We start from the raw sequence: 19,631 nt of genomic DNA, 5'->3' as shown, positions 1-19,631 counted from the left end.
GTTTTTCGTATGAACAAGGCAATTTTGCTGCCGATGCTGGTGCTGGCCGGCTGGACGATGATCGTGTGGATCTGGATGTACGCCACGCGCATCCCGGCGATGGGCCGCGCCGGGATCGATGGTGCCAAGATGGTCGGCTCCACCGGCAAGTCGCTGCGCGATGATCTCGTCGCCGCCGGCGAGCACCGCGCCAGCTGGGTGGCCGACAATTACAATCATCTGATGGAACAGCCGACGGTCTTCTATGCCACCGCGCTGGCGCTGGCGGTGATGGGCGAAGGCGGCAGCCTGGCCGTCAATCTGGCCTGGGGTTATGCCGGCCTCCGGATCGTTCACAGCCTCGTGCAGATCCTGTCGAACCGGGTCGTCGTGCGCTTCCTGGTGTTCGCGCTGGCGTCGCTCTGCCTGCTCGGCCTGGTCCTGCTGGCCCTCAGCATCGCCAGCGCTCAGGCCTGACGTTCGAAGCGCGCCACCAGTTCGACATGCGATGACCAACGGAACTGCGCCACCGGCCACAGCGTGGTGAGGCGATAGCCGCTTTCCATCAAGATCTTGGCATCGCGGCCGAAACTGTTGGGATTGCACGATACCGCGACGATCACCGGCACCGGCGATGCGGCCAGCGCCTTGGCCTGCGCTTCGGCCCCGGCGCGTGGCGGATCGAACACGACCGCATTCAGCACGGCCAGTTCCTTGTCCACCAGCGGCCGGCGGAACAGGTCACGGTGCTGCACCTCCACCCGGCGGCCAGCACTGCGGGCGGTCGCGCCCAGCGCCATCACGGCCGGCCCGGCCGCATCGACGGCCAGCACAGTCGCCCTTTGCGAAAGCGGCAGGGCGAATGTGCCGAGCCCGCAGAACAGATCAGCCACCCGTGCTGCCCCGCCGACGGCCTCCCGCACTGCCGCAACCAGCGCCGCCTCGCCTTCTCGCGTGGCCTGCAGAAATGGCGCCACCGGCAGCGGCACGGCCACGCCACCCATGTTGAGCACCGGTTGCCGCCGCTCCACCAGTGTGTCGATGCCGCCGGGCCCTTCCACGCTCAACCGCGCCAGATCATGTTTGTCGGCAAAATTTGTCAGCGCCTCGATCGCCGCCAGCCCTTCGGCCGACACATTGGCGAGCAGCACATCCACCCCGGCATCCGACAGCGTAAGCGCGATTCCCGCCCCCTGCCCGTCCCTCAACCGCGCCCGCAGCAGAACCCTGAGCGGGCCCAGCAGCGCCATCATTTCCGGCGCCAGCACCGGGCAATCGGCGATATCCACCAGCGCGTGGGTGCCTTCGCTGTGAAAGCCCAGCACCAGCTTCCCGCTGCGCTTCAGCGCCTTCAGGCTCGCCCGGCGCCGGCTGCGCGGTGGGGACAACGCGATTGGCCGCACATCGGCCGGCAGCGCCACCACCCGGCTCAACCGGTCGATCACGAAATCCCGATAAGCCGCTTCAGCCATGTGCTGCATCTGGCAGCCGCCGCATTCGGGATAATGGGCGCAGGACGGGGCGGCGTGGTGAGGGCCGGGAATGATGCACGGCGGATTGCTGCTGAAATCCACGCTATCGCCCACTGCCGCCAGCGGCACGAAGCGGCCATCATCGCTGACCCCATCCCCCCGCGCCGCCAGCCGCACGATGGGGCGAATATCGCTCATAACGCGGCCAGCACGGCCGGCAGGCTGGCCACAAGATCATCGGATATGCCGCCTGGCCCCAGCCGCAAACCGGCCGCGCCATGCAGCCAGGCCGCCGCCTGCGCTGCTTCGAACAGCGGCAGCCCATGCGCGATCAGCGCCGCGATCATCCCGGCCAGCACATCACCCGAACCGGCCGTGGCCAGAAACGGGCTGGCATGGGCATTGATCGCCGTACGGCCATCGGGCGCCGCGATGATGGTGGCGGCGCCGTTCAACAGCACCACCGCATCACTGGTGCGCGCCGCCGCCTGCACTGCACCCAACCGATCATCCCCAACCGGGCCGAACAATTGCGTGAATTCGCCCTCGTGCGGCGTCAGCACGGCCGGCGCGCCAATCGGTCCACGCGGCAGCAGGCGCAGCGCGCCAGCGTCGATCACCAGCGACTTGCCGGCCCAGCTCAGCCGCTTCAGCCAGCCACGCGCCCGTGCATCGGCCTCCATGCCCGGGCCGATCGCCACCGCGCCCAGCCGCTTGTCGGTCAGCAGCGCGGCGGCCTCGTCATCATTGCGCCGCATCAGCGCCAGCGCAGGCATTGGGCCGCCCTCTCCGGCCAGCGTCACCAGGCCCGCGCCCGTGCGCAGCGCCGCCAGGCCGGCCAGACCCGACGCGCCGCCATGGCCGGGCGTGCCTTCCACCACCATCACCCAGCCGCGCGCATATTTGTGTGCCTCGCGCCCCGGCCCCAGCAACTGCGGCCGCGCCGTGAAAGCCAGCGGGCTATCGATGGCAATGCCGATATCCACCACCGCCAGCCGGCCGGTGACGAAGGCGCCTTCGCCCAACAAGTGCCCGGGCTTGGCGGCACCAAAACTCAGCGTCAGCTCCGCCGGCAGCACCCGGCCCAGCGCCTTGCCGGTATCCGCGTCCAACCCCGAAACGATGTCGATGGCCACCACGCGCCCGACACCCTGCAAACGATCCAGCGCCGCCTGAACGCTGTCCGGCAGTGGTCGGGTAAGGCCAGTGCCGAACAGTGCATCCACGATCAACGGCGCGGCCGGCGCTTCGCTCAGCGGCACCACCGGGCCCGTCCAGCGCCGCGCCATGGTCGCTGCCGGCTCGGATGTGGGCGGCGCATCGGCGGCGACCGTGACCGCCACGCCGGCTTCGTCCAGCCGGCAGGCAATGCCATAGCCATCGCCGCCATTATTGCCCGGCCCGCACAGCACGGTGGCGCGCCGCGCCGGCGCGAACGCCATGATCGCCCGCGCCGCGCCTTCCGCCGCCCGTTCCATCCAGGTGAGCGCCGATGTGCCCGCCGCGATGGCAGCAGCTTCAGCCGCCCGCATGGCAGCGGCAGAAACGATGGTGGGGCCAGAATCGGGTTTCAACATGCGCGCCTTGTCACAAAGCACGCGCGTCGGCACAAGGCCGGTGATGACCGCACCTCTCCACATCCGCCCCGTCCGCGCCGAAGATGCCGCCGAACTGGCCGAATTGCTGAACGCCATCATCGCGCGCGGCGGCACCACAGCGTTCGAAACGCCGTTCACGCCGGAGACGTTGCGCGAGGCCTATCTGATCGGCCCAACGGTGCATTGCTGCTTCGTGGCAGAGGCTGATGGTCACCTGCTCGGCTTCCAGACGCTGGGCACGCAACCCTTCCTGCCAGCTCACATTGGGGACATCGCCACCTTCACCCGCGTTGTCGGCACGCAATCGGGCGTCGGCTCCGCGCTGTTCGTTGCCACCACGGCACGCGCCCGCGAAATCGGCCTCACCGCCATCAACGCCACCATCCGTGGCGACAACACAGGCGGCCTCATCTTCTACAGCCGCATGGGTTTCATTGATCACGAAATCGTGCCGGCCGTACCGCTGAAAGACGGCACGCCGGTGGACCGCATCCGCAAACGCTTCGCGCTTTAGATATCCGCAAACACGTGGGTTTCCCCATGCGCGCCAGGATGCGTCACCGCCCCCAGCCGCGCCGGGCCCACCGTCTGGGCGAATTTCCAGATCGCGCCTGATTGATAATCGGTGGCGCGCGGCACCCAGTTCGCCCGCCGCGCGTCCAGCACAGCGGCGTCCACCTCCAGTTCGATTGTGCCGGCCTCCGCATCGATGCTGATCATGTCACCATCCTCGATCAGCGCGATCGGCCCGCCTTCGGCCGCTTCAGGCCCCACGTGCCCGATGCAGAACCCGCGCGTCGCGCCCGAAAAGCGGCCATCGGTGATCAACGCCACCTGCTCGCCCATGCCCTGGCCATAAAGCGCCGCCGTCGTGGACAGCATCTCGCGCATGCCCGGCCCACCCTTGGGGCCTTCATAGCGGATCACGATCACGCAGCCCGGCTCGATCCCGCGCTGCTCCACGACGGCAAAGCAGGCCTCCTCGCTGTCGAACACCCGCGCCGGGCCGCGGAACTGCAGCGTCTTCATCCCCGCCACCTTCACGATGGCACCATCGGGGGCCAGGCTGCCCTTCAGGCCCACAACACCGCCGGTAGGCGTGATCGGGTTCGAAACTTCGTAGATCACCTTCTGGTTCGGGTTCCAGCTGATCTCGTCAATATTCTCGGCCAGCGTCTTGCCGCTCACCGTCATGCAGTCGCCATGGATGAAACCGGCATCGAACAGCGTTTTCAACACCATGTACACGCCGCCCGCGTCATACATGTCCTTCGCCACATATTTGCCGCCGGGCTTCAGATCAGCAATGTAAGGCGTCGTCTTGAAAATCTCGGCCATATCGAACAGATCGAACTTCACCCCGCATTCGTTGGCCATAGCCGGCAGGTGCAGCGCGCCGTTGGTCGAACCACCAGTGGCGGCCACGATCCGCGCTGCATTTTCAAACGCCTCCCGCGTGCAGATGTCCCGCGGGCGGATGTTCCGCTCCAGCAGGGTCATGATCTGCTTGCCGGCCGCAATCGCGATGTCCGCCCGGCTCTGATAGGGCGCCGGCATCATGTTGCTGTTGGGCAGCGACAGGCCAATCGCCTCCCCCACGCACGCCATGGTGTTGGCGGTATATTGCCCGCCGCACGCGCCATGGCCAGGGCACGCCACCTTCTCCAGCGCCGTCAGCCGCGCCAGCGGGCAGTTGCCGGCCGCAAAGCCGCCCACCGCCTCGAACACGTCCACCACGGTCACGTCCTTGTCTTCAAACCGGCCGGGCAGGATCGATCCGCCATAAACGAAGATGCTCGGCACGTTCAGCCGCAGCATCGCCATCATCATGCCCGGCAGGCTCTTGTCGCACCCGGCAAAGCCGATCAGCGCATCATAACAATGGCCGCGCATCGACAGTTCAACGCTGTCCGCAATGCAATCGCGCGAAACCAGCGACGCCTTCATGCCCTGGTGCCCCATGGCAATCCCGTCGGTAACGGTGATGGTGTTGAACCGCCGCGGCATCCCGCCGGCCTCGTTCACGCCGATCCGTGCCGCATCGGCCTGCGCATCCAGCGTGGTGTTGCACGGCGCCGAGTCATTCCCCGCCGACGCAATCCCCACAAACGGCCGCCCGATCTCCTCCTCGGTCAAACCCATCGCATAATAATAGCTGCGATGCGGCGCCCGCTCCGGCCCCACCGAAACATGACGGCTGGGCAGCTTGGACTTGTCGAATCTTGTCATATCAGGGCCTCTTTGGCTAACAATCTTGCCTTGGCGCAGCGGTGCCCCGAGGTCAATAGCGCGCGCCCAAGCCTATTTCAGCGATTTTTCGGCCCCCAGCCGAGACATCAGGATTGCGGCGCGCTTCGCCTGCCGGGCGATGCTGGCAATTTCAATCGTCTCGCCCGGCGCATGAGCGCCCTTGCCCCCCGTGCCCAGCCCAACCAGCCCATCGACATCCTTCGCCACAAAGGCGATGTCGCCAGCGCCACGCTTGAGCGGGTCAAGCTCGGCCATCTCAGCCAGCCCAAGGTCGCGATTGACCATGTTCAACTTGGCCAGATACGCCCGGCTGCCCGGTGTTGGCGCCATCGGCGGATAGTTTTCACTGAACTCGATCGAGGCATCGGTGCGCGGGGCATGTCGTGCAACAATTGCCTGCATCTTCGCCCGAACCCGATCTGTCTGTTCCTGCGACAGGGTGCGAAAATCGCCATAGGCCAGCCCAACCGCCGGGATGATATTGGATTTGCCAGCGGCGGTGGCGCGCACGCCATCATTGTCCAGTGCTGCGGTCGCGCCGCCTGCAACCAAGCCCACGTTGAAGGTCAAGTTTGGCTCTGGCAACTGGGTGCGGAAGACGGCGATGATCCGCGCCAGTTCAAAGATCGCGCCATCGCCCGCATTGGCGCTGAAGATGCCGCTGGAATGGCCGCCTTTGCCGCTGGTCTGCAGCCGCCAGCTGTTTCCCGAACGCCGCGCGATCGATCCCATATCCTTGCCGCCTTCTTGCGCAAGCCCCTCGAAATCCAGCGCCACATCGGCGCGCTTTCCCGCTGCAACAAGATCGGCGCGCGCCACTTCGATTGGCGATCCTACGCGCTCTTCGTCGCCGGTCAGAACAATTTCAAGGTTGGTGGCCTTCAGCGTTCCAGCCGTCTTCATCGCCTTGAGCGCGAGCAGCATCACCACGACTCCACCCTTGTCGTCACCAATCCCCTGGCCGCCCGCCATGTCGCCATCGCGGTGAAAGGGATCAGCCGGGGCGTCAGGCTCAAACACCGTATCGAGGTGCCCGATCAGCAAAATCTGCTTGTCGCCCTTGCGCCCGGCATTGGTGGCAATCAGATGCCCTGCGCGCCCAGTGGCCTGCATCGGCACCCAGCGCGTCTGCAGCCCCAGCGCCTCCAGCTCGGCTCGCACCATCACGCCGACTTTCGTCACGCCATCGATATTCAACGAACCACTGTTCTGGTTGACCAGCCTGGCGAGCAACGCCAGAGCATCCTCCTGTCCCGAATCGACAGCAGCAGCCATCTTTGCTTCTGCTGGCGACAGTCCAGCCGCCGCCGGTGCTGCCGCCACGATGCACGCCAATGCCGTCGCTGCGATCAAAAGGGCTCTGTTCTGCACGATCAATTTCCCCAAATCTTCAAGACGGCCACTATCGCACGCCTGACTGGCGGTGCAACCAACCCTGGGAGACGGCAGACCCGCGCCGGCGGCTCACGCCAGACGGCCCGACTGGTCGTCTTGCCCCTTACAACCTGCGCCGCACCATTGCGATGCAGTCGGCCAATATGTGCGTCCAGCGGGCCACGCCTTCCTTCGTCTGCAACCCGTCGTTACGCACTTCGATGCCAAGATAGGGGATGCGCAGCGCTTCGGCGTGGCGGTTCATCGTGTAGTTGAGGTCACGCCCCGAGTAGGGCTGGTTGTCGCCCACATGCAGACCCCGGCTGGCCAGGGCGACGAGGCCCAGGCGGGCGGCGCGGTCGTCCTGGTTGTAGAGGATGCCGATCGGCCACGGGCGCTATTCTTCTGCGCGGGTGGCAAGCTGCGGCGTGAAGCTGTGGACGGAGATGATCAGCGCCGGGCGCACGCGCGCGATCTCGGCCGAGATAGCGGCGTGATAGGGGGCGTGGATGGCCTCCACCCGCAGGTCGCGTTCTTCTTGCGACAGCTTCCAGTTGCCGGGGATCAGGTGGCCGTCGCTGCTGGCCGGCACGGCGCCCAGTTCGGCGGGATCGCGGTTCAGATCGACCACCAGGCGCGAGACGGTGCCGATGATGGCTGGGGCAGAGAGCGCGCGGGCGAGACGGCGGGTGAGCGCATCGGTGCCGATATCCACCGCGATATGATCATTGAGCAGCGCAGGCGGGATGCCCAGATCAATGCCGGGCGGCACAGCGGCCGACGCGTGATCGGCGATCAGCAGCAGATCGGCGGTGCCGGGCAGGATTTCGGGCAGGCTCATTGCTGCCGGCATAGCCCCCTTGCCGCACAGAAAAAAGGCCCGGTGGCAAGCCACCGGGCCTTCAGGGGCATACTTGGGAGGATGAAACCGATAATTACTGGCCAATGGCCGGCAGGGCGGCCAGCTCGGTGCCGAGCAGCTTGGCGGCCTGGGCAAACTTCTTGCCGGCTTCGAACTTGGCATCAGCAGCGCACAGCTTTTCGCCGGTGGCGACGAGGTGGATGGCCTTGGCGGCGCCTTCGCCACCCTTGGCAGCAGCCAAGGTGCGAATCTGAGCCGGGGTGGTCTTGCAGCTGACCGGAGCAGAAGCAGCGACGGGGGTGGCGGCCACGGCAGCGGCGGCGATGGCCAGAGCGATGATGCGGTTCAACATGGGTCTTCTCCTGTTGCGGCGCCAGGATCTGGGTCCGCGTGACGTGACATGAATTCCGATTGATTTGAGCAACGCCGCCCCCAACCGAGGGGGGAGTTGAGCGGAGACTGAGCGCTGCTCAAATCAACTGAGGGCGCTCTAAGTGCGCCTCAGAAGACCGTCAACAGCTATTTTGAGCGTTGGTCAGATTGTGGCGGTGCGGCATAGCAATATCAATGATTTGTATGAATGACGTAGCCATGATGTGGCGCTGCACCCAGTAAATTGCGCGGCCATTCGAGCGCGACTCATGCCATTTTTTGAGTCCAACTCCATTCAGCTGAGCGCGACTCGGGACTGTGGTTGCCGAATCAGATGATGTGCGTGGGGCAGAGCCACCAGCCGCGGCTGCCCGATACTTGGGAAAGCACCGCCACCGCCCGATCGCGCGCCGCCAGATCGGGAAAGAGCGCCAGGCAGGTGGCGCCGGAACCGCTCATCCGCACGAGTGTCGCCTCCCCTGCCCGCTCCAGCGCCGCCAGCACATCGGCGATCACCGGCTGCAGGGCGATGGCCGCCGCGGTCATGTCGTTGCGCAGCCGATCAAGCGGCAGGGCGGGATCGATGGGGCCAAGATCGCGCTGGTTCCAGCCGGCGAACACCGGCCCGGTCGCAACCGCCACACGTGGGTTGACCAGCAAAACGGGCGTGCCGGCCGGATCGTGGGGCCAGGCCGAAAGCGCCTCACCCTTGCCCGCACCAAAGCGCGTCTGGCTGTACACGCACACCGGCACATCGGCGCCCAACGGTTCGGCCAGTGTCGCCAGCCGGTCGAGCGGCCAGTTGAGGCCCCACAGCCGGTTCAGCAACCGCAGCGCGGCGGCCGCATCCGCCGAGCCGCCGCCGAGCCCGGCCGCGACCGGAATCCGCTTTTCAAGGGTGACGGCAGCGCCCGGCTCCACACCGGCAGCCGCCGCCAGCGCCCGGCCAGCGCGCAGCACCAGATTGTCAGCATCCGGACCCGCCGCGGCAGCCGTTGGACCCGAAAGCGTAAGCGTTAGCGTTTCCGCCGGCACGGCGTGGAGCGTGTCGCCGAATTCGGTGAACGCGAAGATGCTCTCCAGATCATGATAGCCATCAGGCCGCCGCCGCCACAGGTGCAGCGCCAGATTGATCTTGGCCGGGGCATGTTCGGTCAGCATCGCGAGGCACGCTGTGGCGCGGGCCGGCAGGCGGCGCAAGTGCTTCTATTTTTGGGCCAGCATCGCTGGCGCCGCATCCAGGCCATAGTCCAGCCGGGCCTGCAGCTTGCGCTTGTCCTCCGCCGGGGCTTCCAGCGCCAGTGCCTGGCGCCAGCGGAAGCGCGCTTCGATTCGGCGGCCCTGCTGCCACAGCGCATCGCCCAAGTGACTGATAATGGTAGGATCCTGTGGTTCAAGGCTGATGGCACGTTCCAGCGTGGCCACCGCCTTGTCCACCTCGCCCGTCTGCAATTGCACCCAACCAAGGGAATCGATGATGCCGCCATCACCGGGGCGCAACTGGGCGGCCTTTTCGATCAGGGCGCGTGCTTCGACCGGCGCGCCACCGCGTTCGAGCAGGCCATAACCGAGATAATTCAGCACCCCCGGTTCATCAGGGAACAGCGCCAGCGCGGCGCGGAAATCGGCCTGCGCGCCCAGCCAATCGCCGGCGCGATCGCGCATCATGCCGCGCAGATAGTGCAGGTTCCACGCCGAAGCGCCCAACCCCTTGCCAAAACGATCAATTGCCATGCCGTAGGCGCTGGCGGCTTCGGCAAAGCGACTGGCTCTGCTGTACCAGCCGGCCAGCCGGCCACAATCATCGGCCGATGCCTCCGGCGCCTCCGCGGCGCGTTGCAGCAACTGCCCGGCCGCGGTAGATTGGCCAGCGGCTTCAAGTACTTCGGCGCGGCGGGCGCGCACGGCTTCTTCCAGACCAAGCCCGGCCGGCACCTTGTCCAGCGCGGCCAATGCCGGCTGCGTCTGATCGGCCTTGTCCAGCATGTCCCCCACGGTCAGCCAGGTGATCGGCAATTCGGGTGCTAGGAAACTGGCCAGCCGGGCGAAATTCAACGCCATCGGCTCGGAACGTTCCCGCGCCAGATCAATCGCAAGCCGCGCCGCCGTCCACGCCAGCGCCTGCCGGGGTTCGGCCGCCAAGGGGCCCAGCCGCTGGCCGGCCTGCAGCCGCTCCCGTGCCACTGCCGTCGGCCGGTCGCCTGGGTAGAGCACGGCCAATGCCTCGTCCTTGCGGCCGGCCATCACCAGTGCATCGGCCTGACCTTGCCGCAGGAACAGCAAAGCCGGGCCGCCGCCGGAGCGGGCCTGGCGATAGGCGGTGGCGGCTTCATCCCAGCGGCCCAGGCTGGCCAGCAGATGGGCGCGTTGTTCGGCGATATAGGCACGCAGGAAGCCTTGGTGGCGCTGCGGATCGAGCAGATTGAGCGCTGCCCCGGCATCGCCGCGGGCCTGCGCCACCCAGGCGTCGACCACCGGCCCAACGACGATCGGCCAGCCCTGCCCGCCCAGTTTCTGGCGCAAAGAAGCGGCCAACGCCCAATCCTTGCGGATCACGGCTTCAGCAATGCGCGTCATGATCACATCGGGATCGCTGGCACCATCGGCAGCCAGGCTGCGCGCCAATTGGAACGCCCGGGCCTGATCACCGTTGGCCAGCGCCAGTTCCCAGCTTCGGCGCTTGATGCTGGCCGCTGCCGGATCGGCGGCACGCGCCTCTTCCATCAGTCGGGCCGCCAAGCCGACCTCGTTATCGAGCACGGCGTAACGGCCGATGACATAGGCGTGCAGCGCGGAATCGCTAGGTGGGGCAGTCGGCTTGGCGGCCTGTGCAGGCATGGCGGAAAGCGCCAGCAAGGCAGCAATGGTGAAGCAGGTGCGCATGTTTGGCGAAGATGGCGGAGTGTGGGAGGAATGTCGAGGGGGTGAGAGTCGCGGGGGGATGGGTGCTGCTGGCTGCGGCCAGCGGCGGAGCCGCCGAGTCCGCTTCTGAGGATAGGGAAAAAGGAAGGAGGAGCTTGGCGGAGCCACGCAGTCGGACGAGACAAAAAGGGAGGCCTGTTGGGCCGCCCTTTTCGCTCGCCGTCCGGACTTGCGCGGGTCAGTGACCATCGCTGCGCAATGGTCACTGGCCGCGCTGCGTCACATATTCGGATAGTTTGGGCCCCCACCGCCCTCTGGCACGACCCAATTGATATTCTGCGCCATGTCCTTGATATCGCACGTCTTGCAATGCACGCAGTTCTGCGCGTTGATCTGCAGGCGCGGCGCGTTCTCTTCCACACCCACGATCTCATACACGCCGGCCGGACAATACCGCTGCGCTGGCTCGTCATAGAGCGCGAGATTGACCTCGACCGGCACCGACTCATCCTTCAGCGTCAGATGGCAGGGTTGGTCTTCCTCGTGGTTGGTGTTCGAAAGAAACACGCTTGAGAGACGGTCGAAGCTGATCACGCCATCCGGCTTGGGATAGTCGATCTTGGGCGCGTCATCCTTGCGGCGCATATGGGTGTTGTCGGGGCTGAGCTTGAAGGTGAACGGCAGCTCGTAGCCCAGATACTCCATCCACATCATCACGCCGCCCATTGCGGTGCCCACCACATTGCCGAACTTTTCCACCGCCGGCAGCACGTTGCGGACGATCTTCAGTTCTTCATGCACCCAGCTCTTCTTGTATGCAGCATCATAGTCCTTCAGTTCGTCCCCACCGCGCTGGGCGGCGATGGCCGCGACGGCGCATTCGGCGGCCATCATGCCGCTCTTCATCGCCGTGTGGCTGCCCTTGATGCGCGGCACGTTCAGGAATCCTGCAGCGCAACCAATCAGCGCGCCGCCCGGGAAGGCCAGTTTCGGCACCGCCTGCCAGCCGCCATCATTGATGGCGCGTGCGCCATAGGAAACGCGGCGGCCGCCTTCTAGAATTTTGCGGATCGCCGGGTGGGTTTTCCAGCGCTGGAATTCCTCGAACGGCGAAAGGTGCGGGTTGTCATAGTTGAGCCACACCGAGAAGCCCAAGGCCACCTGGCCATTGGCCTGATGATAGAGGAAGCCGCCGCCATTGGCATCGCTCAGCGGCCAGCCCTGACTGTGGATCACCCGACCCGGCACATGCTTTTCGGCCGGGATGTCCCACAACTCCTTCAGGCCGATGCCGTAAATCTGCGGCTGGCTGTTCTTGCGCAGATCGAACCGGTTGATGACCTGCTTGGAAAGATGGCCGCGCGCGCCTTCGGCGAAGAAGGTGTACTTGGCATGGATTTCCAGGCCGGGCGTCCAGCTGTCTTTCTTGGAACCATCCTTGGCGATGCCCATGTCGCCGGTGGCGACGCCCTTCACGCTGCCATCATCGTTGAACAGCACTTCGGCCGCGGCAAAGCCGGGGAAAATTTCCACGCCCAACGCTTCTGCCTGGGTGGCGAGCCAGCGGGTGAGATTACCGAGGCTGACAGTATAGCAGCCCTTGTTCTGCATGAACGGCGGCAACAGCGCGTGCGGGAATTCATATTTCTTGGTTTCCGTGAGCGCCCAGTGATGGTTCTCCGTCACCGGCACGGTCAGCGGCGAATCCATCGTGCGCCACTCGGGCAGCAGCTCATCAAGCGCGCGGGGATCGACCACCGCGCCCGACAGGATATGCGCGCCGATTTCGCTGCCCTTTTCGAGAATGCACACCGAAAGCTCGACACCCAGCCGCTGTGCTTCCTGCTTGGCCCGGATTGCCGCGGAAAGGCCGGCTGGCCCACCGCCCACGATCACCAGGTCATAGGGCATCGATTCCCGTTCGCTCACATGCTTTCCCCATCCTCGCGGCGCCGCATCAGGCTGGCGCAGCCTTGCCATCATTCACCAGATAGCGGCACAGCAAAGGCTTGACCAGACGGGGCACACTGATGCTTTTGGTCGCTTGTGACGCTTACCCCAGACACCTTTGTTATCCCTGCTGCTGCCGATCCTGCCGCTGCGCTGGCCTTTCTGGTGAGCGCCGGGGCCGATGTGGCGATTGCAGAACAGCCGCGTCGCTGGCTGGATGCGCCGCCACCAAAGGCAACGCCCAGGCCCGAACCGGCGCCCGCACCAGCCGCTGCACCGCGCATGGCGGCGCCCGCGCAGGCCCCGGCCGCCGATCACCCGGCCCGCGCCTGTGCCGATGTGCCGGCGCTGTTTGCCCTGCTTGGGCGCTTTCCCGATGCCCGCACGCGGCCACCACTTTTGTTCCAAGGTGCGTTGGAAACGCGCATCTGGGTGCTGATCGACCGGCCGGACACTGATCCCGGCCACCGTGAGACCATCGATCGCATGCTGGCCGCCATCGATCTTGATTGGAACCGGGCCGCGCTGGTCAGTCGCCTGCCCTGGCCAACGCCGGGCGATGGCGAGCCCACCGCCAGCGCGCTGGCCCGTTTCTCGCCGGTGGTGGAGCGCCTGGCCGAACTGGCACCGCCCACGCACGTGCTGGCACTGGGCCAAGTCGCCGCCGATCTGGCTGGCACACAAGCTCGGTTGGGCAGCAGCCGCGGGCGCTGGTTCGATTGGCGCGGCGCGCAATTGCTGCCGTCGATCCACCCGCGTGCCATGGGCGGGACAAAGGAATTGAAGCGCCAGGCGTTTGAACATCTGAAACTGTTTCGGGCCGCAATCGGATGAGGCGCGCGACGGCTCTGATTGCCCTGGTTCTGGCTGGCCCGGCCGCTGCGATCACCGTGCCGCCGGCGCTGATGCCGCCAAAACCGCCGCCGCTCACGACACTGCCGCCCGCCGCGCAACCGATGCAGACAGTGACCGGCCTGCGCACCGGCATCACCCCGCGTCAACGCATGGTGCCGCCGCAGCTGACCGAGGAAGAACGCGCCGCCTTCCGGCAGATCTTCCTCGATCTCGATGCCGGCCGCTTCAGCGCGGCGGAAAAATCGCTCATCGCCCTGCCCGCCGGTCTCCTCAGCGAAACCGCCCGCGCGGCCCTAATCGTCGCGCGCGGCACCGGCAAGCTCATACGGACTGACCTTGTCACCTGGCTCACCGCCAATCCCGATCTGCCGCTGTCGCCAAAGATTGCCAAGCTGGCCGATGCCCTGCCCGGCGGCGACAGTGCGCCGCTGCCGCTACTGCCGGAAGCCCGGCCGTTCCGCACCGCCAGTGGCACTGGCTTTCGCACTGAATCCGCACCCGCCGATGGCGAGTTTTCGGCCCGGCTGAAGCCATTGCTCGCCGCTGATCGCAATGGCGAGGCGGAGCGGCTGTGGTTGATGCAGGCCCAGGCACTGTCACCCTTCGCCCGCGCTGATCTTGCCGCCCGCATCGCCTGGAATCATTATCGCATGGGCGACGATCTCGCCGCCTGGCGCATGGGTCTCGAAGCCGCCGCGGGCTTGGGCCAGGGGGCGTCAGACGGGGCGTGGAGCGCCGGATTGGCTGCCTTCCGCCTCGGCCGCTGGCGCGATGCCGCCGAAGCCTTTGATCGGGTGACGATGGGCCGCGACGACACGCGGGCGGCTGCTGCCTTCTGGGCCGGCCGCAGTTGGGGCTTGGCCGGCAACGAAGCCAATCGCCAGGCCCGGCTCGCCCAAGCCGCCACCTCGGTCGCCAGCTTCTATGGCCTGCTCGCCCGCCGCACGTTGGGCGTGGATCAGGGCCTGGATTGGCGAGAGCCCGATTTCATAACGGCAGACTGGAATTACCTGAAAGACGTGGCTGGCGCCCGCCGTGCCGCTGCCTTGGTGGAAATCGGCCAATTGGGCCTGGCCGACCGCGAACTCCGCCACCTCGCCGCCACCGCGCCCGCTGATGCCTATCCGGCGATCCTGCGGCTGGCGGCACGCCTCGATCTGCCGGCCACGCAGTACAGCCTTGCCACCAAACCCCCGCTGGGCCTTGAAGCGCCGCTGTCTGCTCGATATCCCGCGCCGGATTGGGTGCCGTTCCGCGGCTGGCGGGTGCCGCGCAGCCTCGCATTTGCCCACGCCTTGCAGGAATCGGCCTTCATCACCACGGCCACCAGCCGCACCGGTGCCAAGGGCCTGATGCAACTCATGCCCGACACCCGCGATCTGGTGAACCGCCGCATCCTGAAAGAAACCCCCGACGCCGCAAGCGTAGTCGGCGACATGGCGGACCCGGCCTATAATTTCGAACTTGGCCAGACCTATCTGGAGGTACTGGGCCGCATGGGACACACCGGCGGGCTGCTGCCCAAGGTGATCGCCGCCTACAACGCCGGGCCGGGTTCGGTGCAAACCTGGAACCGCACGCTGAATGATCAGGGTGATCCGCTGCTGTTCATCGAATCCATCCCCTATCGCGAAACCCGGCACTATGTCGAAATCGTGCTCAGGAACTTGTGGATGTACGAATTGCGCGACGGCCATTCGCCGGCTTCGATGGACGCCATCGCGCAAGGCCTGTGGCCACGCCTGCCCGGCATCGGCGGCGAAATGGCAGTGAAGCGCGATCCGCTGCCGATCCGGCCGCGCCCCGAACCCGGCAGCTTCAGCCCCGAAGCCTGGCCCAGCGACGATCGCGCCGTGGCAGGCGGGAAATAGGCTCAACGCTGCTCTGTCAGGCTCAGCAGATTGCCCTCACTGTCGTTGAACCATGCGATGCGGGCGCCGCCATCGGGCGAATTCCAGATGCCCGCTTCGTCCTGGCCAAAGCCAGGATAGATCAGCATTCGGGCGCCCTTCGCCACCAGCCCGGCCACGGCGGCGCCGGCATCATCCACCTGCCAGCCCAGCACAGGATGGGGACCGGGCGTGAAATCCGGTAACGCGGTCAGCCGGATAAACCCATCGCCGCACGGGAATTGATCGCCAAAATGGTCAATCGCCGGCGCGCCAATGCCCAGCACCGGCCCCAGCACATCGCGGTAAAAGCCCCGCGCCCGGTCGCGGTCGCTCACGCAGATCATCGCCATCACCCGCGCCATCGTCGCAATCCTTCCCCTCGCTGTTCATCCACCATGACAAACCGGCAAGAATCAGTTTAGCGTCATTCATGCCCATTGATGAGTCGATTTCCTTCGTGCCTCTGCATATCGCCGCCCTGACGGTGAGCGACACGCGCGAGGCCGCCACCGACACATCGGGCGACACGCTGGTGGCGCGGCTCGCCGCTGCTGGCCATGTTCTTGCCACCCGCGCCATCGTGAAGGACGAGGTGCCGCTACTGGTGGCGCAACTGAACGCGTGGATTGATGACCCGGCCATCGACGTCATCATCACCACCGGTGGCACCGGCGTCACTGGACGTGACGTCACCCCTGAAGCGCTTGATCAGGTTGCGGAAAAGATGATCCCCGGCTTTGGCGAGCTGTTCCGCTGGCTCAGCTTCCAGAGCATCGGTACTTCCACCATCCAGTCCCGCGCCTGCGCTGGCCTCGCCCGCGGCACCTATATCTTCTGCCTGCCCGGCTCCACCGGCGCTGTGAAGGATGGGTGGGACGGCATATTGGCCAGCCAACTCGATGCGCGCCACCGGCCGTGCAACTTCGTTGAGCTCCTGCCCCGCCTGCGGGAGCGCTGAGCCGTACGGTACTTCCTCGATTGCGAATTCAATGGCTTCGATTGCCCGCTTATCGCCATCGCGCTGGTGCCGGAAGGCGAGAGCCTGGGCGATTTCTATGCCGTGCTGCCCTGCCACCGCCCGCTGCGCTGGGTGCAGGAACATGTGATGCCCAAGCTGGGCGCCCCGGCTCAGAGCCGCGCCGACGTGGTGGCCGCGCTTGCCGCCTATCTTGCGACCGATGCCGAGCCCGTGCTCGTCGCCGACTGGCCAGAAGATATCGCCCACGCCGCTGGCTTGCTGGTGTTCAAAGGCCGCCGCATGGTCCCGCACGTGCGCTTTGATCTGATCAACTTGCCTGGCTTCGACACTGCCAGCATGAGCGCCATGCCCCACAACGCGCTGGCCGATGCCCGCGCCCTGCGCACCGAAGTCTTGACTCGCGAAGCCTTGGCACTGGGCCAGGTCGCCGCCTGAAGCAGGCCCGCAATGCCGCTGGTGCAGGTGCAATGTTCCTGATACGTTCACACCCGATGGAGAGTCGGTTGATGAAACTGATTGGAGCATATCTGATGATGGCCAGCTTCACTGTAGGCAACCCGGCTGCCGGCGCCGAAGCCAGCGGCCAGTTCAGCGTGAAGCTCACCGCCCTGCCCGCAGCGCCCGGCGGCGTCGCGCAGCATCGGCTGGAGAAGCACTTCAGCGGCGATCTGGCCGGCACCAGCACCGGCGTGATGATGAGCGCCGGCGATCCGGCCAAGGGCATTGCCGGCTATGTCGCGATGGAGATGGTCGAGGGCACGCTGGCTGGCCGCACCGGTAGCTTCGCGCTGCAGCACAATGGCACGATGGATGCCGGCGGTCAGCAGCTCAATGTGGTCATCGTACCTGGCTCCGGCACCGGGGCATTGGCTGGCATCAGCGCCCGCATGACCATCCGCATCGCCGGCCGGGAGCATTTCTACACGCTCAGCTATGCCCTCCCTGCCGCACCCTGAGGCGGTGCGCGGGCGCGGCGCGACCGGGAACGCCACACCCGCCCGCTTTGGCCTCGCCACCCGTGAAGCCGATGGTGACTGGCTGGACATGGCCGCAACGGTTGACGACGCACCGCCGCCCTTGCGCACGACGGTAAACGTGGAACGCCCGCGCAGCATCATCACCCGCAACCAGTCCCCCGATGTGCCGTTCGACCGCTCGATCAACGCCTATCGCGGCTGTGAGCATGGCTGCGTTTATTGTTTCGCCCGCCCCACACACGCCTTTCACGACCTGTCGCCCGGCCTGGATTTCGAAAGCCGACTGTTTGCCAAGCCCGATGCCCCGGCGCTGCTGAAGGCCGAAATGGGCAAGCGCGGCTACGAATGCCAGCCCATCGCGCTCGGCACCAACACAGATCCCTATCAACCCATCGAGCGCGACTGGAAGATCACCCGGCAAATCCTTGAAATATTGAACGACTGCCGTCACCCCGTCACCATCACCACCAAGTCAGACCGGGTGTGCCGCGACCTCGATATCCTTACCGCCATGGCGACCCGCAGCCTCGCCGCGGTGATGATCAGCGTCACCACCCTCGATCCCCACCTCGCCCGGTGCATGGAACCACGCGCCGCCACACCTCCACGCCGCCTCGCCGCCATCCGCACGCTCCGCCAGGCCGGCGTGCCCGTATACGTCTCACTCTCGCCGATGATCCCGGCGATGAACGATCACGAAATCGAAGCCATCGTCGCCGCTGCTGCCGAAGCCGGCGCAGTTGGCGCTTACTCCATCCCCGTGCGCCTGCCCCAAGAAGTCGCGCCGCTGTTTCGCGACTGGCTGGCGACACATTTCCCCGACCGCGCCGCCCGCGTCATGCACCACATCACCTCCATGCGCGGCGGAAAGGACAATGATCCCCGCTTCTTCGCCCGCTTCCAGGCGCAAGGCCCCTATGCAGACCTGATGCGCCAGCGTTTCGTGAAGGCCTGCACCAGCCACGGGCTGAGCCGGGAACGGATTCAACTGGATTGCACCCGGTTCCAGACACCCGGTGATCAGTTCAGCCTTTTCCCGTGAAGCAGCGCCAATCAGGGCACTCCACCCTTATCGCGCCATCTTCTGATAGCGCTCCAGCCGCGGCGGCTCCGCCTGCCATTGGCCCTTGGCACCAATGGCGCGCCCTGCCTCGAACAGCCGCCGCAAGGCAGCGGGTTCAAAGCTGATCGGGCTCGGTTCCTCCTCGTCATCCGGCAGATAGGCCAGGTGATATTCGGCGCGGGCGTTGCGGGCCATGGTGTAAACCCGCTCGATGGAACGATAGGCAATCGATCGCAACATCTCGAGAACACTGCGGCCGATGATGCTGCCGCTGTTGGTACCGCTGAGCGCCGTGTTGCCAACCAGGCTGACGTGGCCATTCACAATCGTCCAGACATGTTCATTGGCACCGCGCGGATCGATCATGTAGCTGCGGAACAGCACGGCCTGCTTGATGCCGCCGTCGACATGCATCGTCGGCGGCCCATCGGTCTGGCTGATGTACACCGGCGCAAACACGCCCGGGATTGCCGCCGATGCCGCCAAAACGCGGCGATAGAGCTGGACCCGGTTCGGCTCGGTTGAACTGGCGATGCGGCCCATGTCCCAAACCGTAGCCACGCCGTTGTCGAGATTGGTGGTGCCCACGTACAGCCGCCGGCCCTTGCGATGTTCAGCTGCGACCTCATCCATCATCTGCTCGGTCACGATCGTCTCGATCATCCGCTCCAGCGGCCCGCGATCATACACCGAAGCCTTCTTTGCAAAGCCGATGATGCGGCGGCGCTTCATCACGTCCTTGGCGGTGATTTCCGTATAGGCGCGGGCAAGATCGGCATCATGCTTTGGCCCCAGAAAGGCCAGAGTGGCCATCAGCGCTCCGGTTGAAATGCCGGTTACCACGTCGAACTGCGGGCGAGTGCCGGATTCACTCCAGCCCACCAGCACACCGGCGCCAAATGCCCCCACCGATCCGCCGCCCGAAAGCAGCAGGACATCATTGCGCTTGCCCACCTGGCGCACCGGCGGCGGATCACCCAGCGGTGTGCCATCGGCATCGGCTGCCGAAACGATCGCCGTGCGGGCCAGCATTGGTGCCTCGAAGGCTGGTGCTGTCGGCCGTGTGGCGCAGCCTGCCAGCAGCAACAGACTACACAACACTGGAAATGCAGGTCTCATGACGGGGGCCCCTGTGGTTCGCGGCGC

The 19,631-nt window shown here is 66.0% G+C and carries 18 protein-coding genes and 1 pseudogene; 8 read left to right on the top strand and 11 right to left on the bottom strand.

From position 1 onward, the window contains the following. Positions 1-9 precede the first annotated feature (9 nt). On the top strand, positions 10-456 hold the full coding sequence (locus Q7O19_RS01075) for an MAPEG family protein (RefSeq protein WP_303808142.1): 447 nt from the start codon (positions 10-12) through the stop codon (positions 454-456). On the opposite strand, the gene Q7O19_RS01070 is transcribed toward Q7O19_RS01075, so the two are convergent. Both Q7O19_RS01070 and Q7O19_RS01065 read right to left on the bottom strand, forming a co-directional pair. Then, positions 447-1,649: a class I SAM-dependent RNA methyltransferase gene (locus Q7O19_RS01070; protein ID WP_303808141.1), complete on the bottom strand. Its 1,203-nt coding sequence runs from the start codon at positions 1,647-1,649 to the stop codon at positions 447-449. The genes Q7O19_RS01075 and Q7O19_RS01070 overlap by 10 nt on opposite strands. Further along, the gene (locus Q7O19_RS01065; RefSeq protein ID WP_303808140.1) at positions 1,646-3,028 is read right to left on the bottom strand and encodes an NAD(P)H-hydrate dehydratase; all 1,383 of its coding nucleotides are present in this window, start codon (positions 3,026-3,028) and stop codon (positions 1,646-1,648) included. The genes Q7O19_RS01070 and Q7O19_RS01065 overlap by 4 nt, the downstream gene beginning before the upstream one ends. 43 nt (positions 3,029-3,071) lie before the next feature. Here Q7O19_RS01065 and Q7O19_RS01060 point away from each other — a divergent pair, with 43 nt between their 5' ends. Continuing rightward, complete coding sequence (locus Q7O19_RS01060; RefSeq protein WP_303808139.1) at positions 3,072-3,563, top strand: GNAT family N-acetyltransferase; 492 nt, start codon at positions 3,072-3,074, stop codon at positions 3,561-3,563. Here Q7O19_RS01060 and ilvD read toward each other — a convergent pair. The 7 genes and pseudogenes from ilvD to Q7O19_RS01025 form a co-directional block, all read right to left on the bottom strand. Next, positions 3,560-5,278 carry a dihydroxy-acid dehydratase gene (ilvD, locus tag Q7O19_RS01055; RefSeq protein WP_303808138.1) on the bottom strand — a complete coding sequence of 573 codons (1,719 nt, stop codon included), beginning with the start codon at positions 5,276-5,278 and terminating at the stop codon, positions 3,560-3,562. The genes Q7O19_RS01060 and ilvD overlap by 4 nt on opposite strands. A gap of 72 nt (positions 5,279-5,350) precedes the next feature. Next, positions 5,351-6,670, bottom strand: a complete 1,320-nt coding sequence (locus Q7O19_RS01050; protein WP_303808136.1) for a M20/M25/M40 family metallo-hydrolase — start codon at positions 6,668-6,670, stop codon at positions 5,351-5,353. Between the two features lie 127 nt (positions 6,671-6,797). After that, positions 6,798-7,514 (bottom strand): annotated as a pseudogene (locus Q7O19_RS01045) (N-formylglutamate amidohydrolase). Between the two features lie 94 nt (positions 7,515-7,608). After that, a complete protein-coding gene (locus Q7O19_RS01040; protein ID WP_303808133.1) occupies positions 7,609-7,887 on the bottom strand; it encodes a hypothetical protein in 279 nt (92 codons plus the stop codon). A gap of 350 nt (positions 7,888-8,237) precedes the next feature. Continuing rightward, the gene (locus Q7O19_RS01035; RefSeq protein ID WP_303808131.1) at positions 8,238-9,068 is read right to left on the bottom strand and encodes a 4-(cytidine 5'-diphospho)-2-C-methyl-D-erythritol kinase; all 831 of its coding nucleotides are present in this window, start codon (positions 9,066-9,068) and stop codon (positions 8,238-8,240) included. A 45-nt stretch (positions 9,069-9,113) separates the two neighbouring features. Next, positions 9,114-10,790 (bottom strand): tetratricopeptide repeat protein, encoded by a 1,677-nt coding sequence (locus Q7O19_RS01030; RefSeq protein WP_303808130.1) that lies wholly within the window; start codon positions 10,788-10,790, stop codon positions 9,114-9,116. Positions 10,791-11,048: 258 nt separating this feature from the next. Next, on the bottom strand, positions 11,049-12,698 hold the full coding sequence (locus tag Q7O19_RS01025; protein ID WP_303808129.1) for an electron transfer flavoprotein-ubiquinone oxidoreductase: 1,650 nt from the start codon (positions 12,696-12,698) through the stop codon (positions 11,049-11,051). Between the two features lie 117 nt (positions 12,699-12,815). On the opposite strand from Q7O19_RS01025, the gene Q7O19_RS01020 reads away from it, so the two are divergent. Both Q7O19_RS01020 and Q7O19_RS01015 read left to right on the top strand, forming a co-directional pair. Then, the gene (locus tag Q7O19_RS01020; protein ID WP_303808127.1) at positions 12,816-13,553 is read left to right on the top strand and encodes a uracil-DNA glycosylase family protein; all 738 of its coding nucleotides are present in this window, start codon (positions 12,816-12,818) and stop codon (positions 13,551-13,553) included. After that, a complete protein-coding gene (locus Q7O19_RS01015) occupies positions 13,550-15,445 on the top strand; it encodes a lytic transglycosylase domain-containing protein (RefSeq protein WP_303808125.1) in 1,896 nt (631 codons plus the stop codon). Before Q7O19_RS01020 ends, Q7O19_RS01015 begins: the two co-directional genes overlap by 4 nt. 2 nt (positions 15,446-15,447) lie before the next feature. On the opposite strand, the gene Q7O19_RS01010 is transcribed toward Q7O19_RS01015, so the two are convergent. Next, positions 15,448-15,816, bottom strand: a complete 369-nt coding sequence (locus Q7O19_RS01010) for a VOC family protein (protein WP_303808123.1) — start codon at positions 15,814-15,816, stop codon at positions 15,448-15,450. 80 nt (positions 15,817-15,896) lie between these two features. Between Q7O19_RS01010 and moaB the strand changes: the two genes are divergently transcribed. The 4 genes from moaB (at position 15,897) to Q7O19_RS00990 (ending at position 18,464) form a co-directional block, all read left to right on the top strand. Beyond that, on the top strand, positions 15,897-16,424 hold the full coding sequence (gene moaB, locus Q7O19_RS01005; RefSeq protein WP_303808121.1) for a molybdenum cofactor biosynthesis protein B: 528 nt from the start codon (positions 15,897-15,899) through the stop codon (positions 16,422-16,424). 66 nt (positions 16,425-16,490) lie between these two features. After that, positions 16,491-16,880, top strand: a complete 390-nt coding sequence (locus Q7O19_RS01000) for a hypothetical protein (RefSeq protein ID WP_369692398.1) — start codon at positions 16,491-16,493, stop codon at positions 16,878-16,880. Positions 16,881-16,951: 71 nt separating this feature from the next. Then, on the top strand, positions 16,952-17,401 hold the full coding sequence (locus tag Q7O19_RS00995) for a DUF3224 domain-containing protein (protein ID WP_303808120.1): 450 nt from the start codon (positions 16,952-16,954) through the stop codon (positions 17,399-17,401). Continuing rightward, complete coding sequence (locus tag Q7O19_RS00990) at positions 17,379-18,464, top strand: PA0069 family radical SAM protein (protein ID WP_303808119.1); 1,086 nt, start codon at positions 17,379-17,381, stop codon at positions 18,462-18,464. The genes Q7O19_RS00995 and Q7O19_RS00990 overlap by 23 nt, the downstream gene beginning before the upstream one ends. 27 nt (positions 18,465-18,491) lie before the next feature. Here the strand turns inward: Q7O19_RS00990 and Q7O19_RS00985 are convergent, their stop codons facing one another. Next, a complete protein-coding gene (locus Q7O19_RS00985) occupies positions 18,492-19,604 on the bottom strand; it encodes a patatin-like phospholipase family protein (RefSeq protein ID WP_303808117.1) in 1,113 nt (370 codons plus the stop codon). Positions 19,605-19,631: the final 27 nt, after the last annotated feature.

It is taken from the genome of Sandarakinorhabdus limnophila DSM 17366, assembly GCF_945882885.1.
Classification (GTDB): Bacteria; Pseudomonadota; Alphaproteobacteria; order Sphingomonadales; family Sphingomonadaceae; genus Sandarakinorhabdus; species Sandarakinorhabdus limnophila_A.
This window is presented reverse-complemented; position numbering and strand designations above follow the sequence as displayed.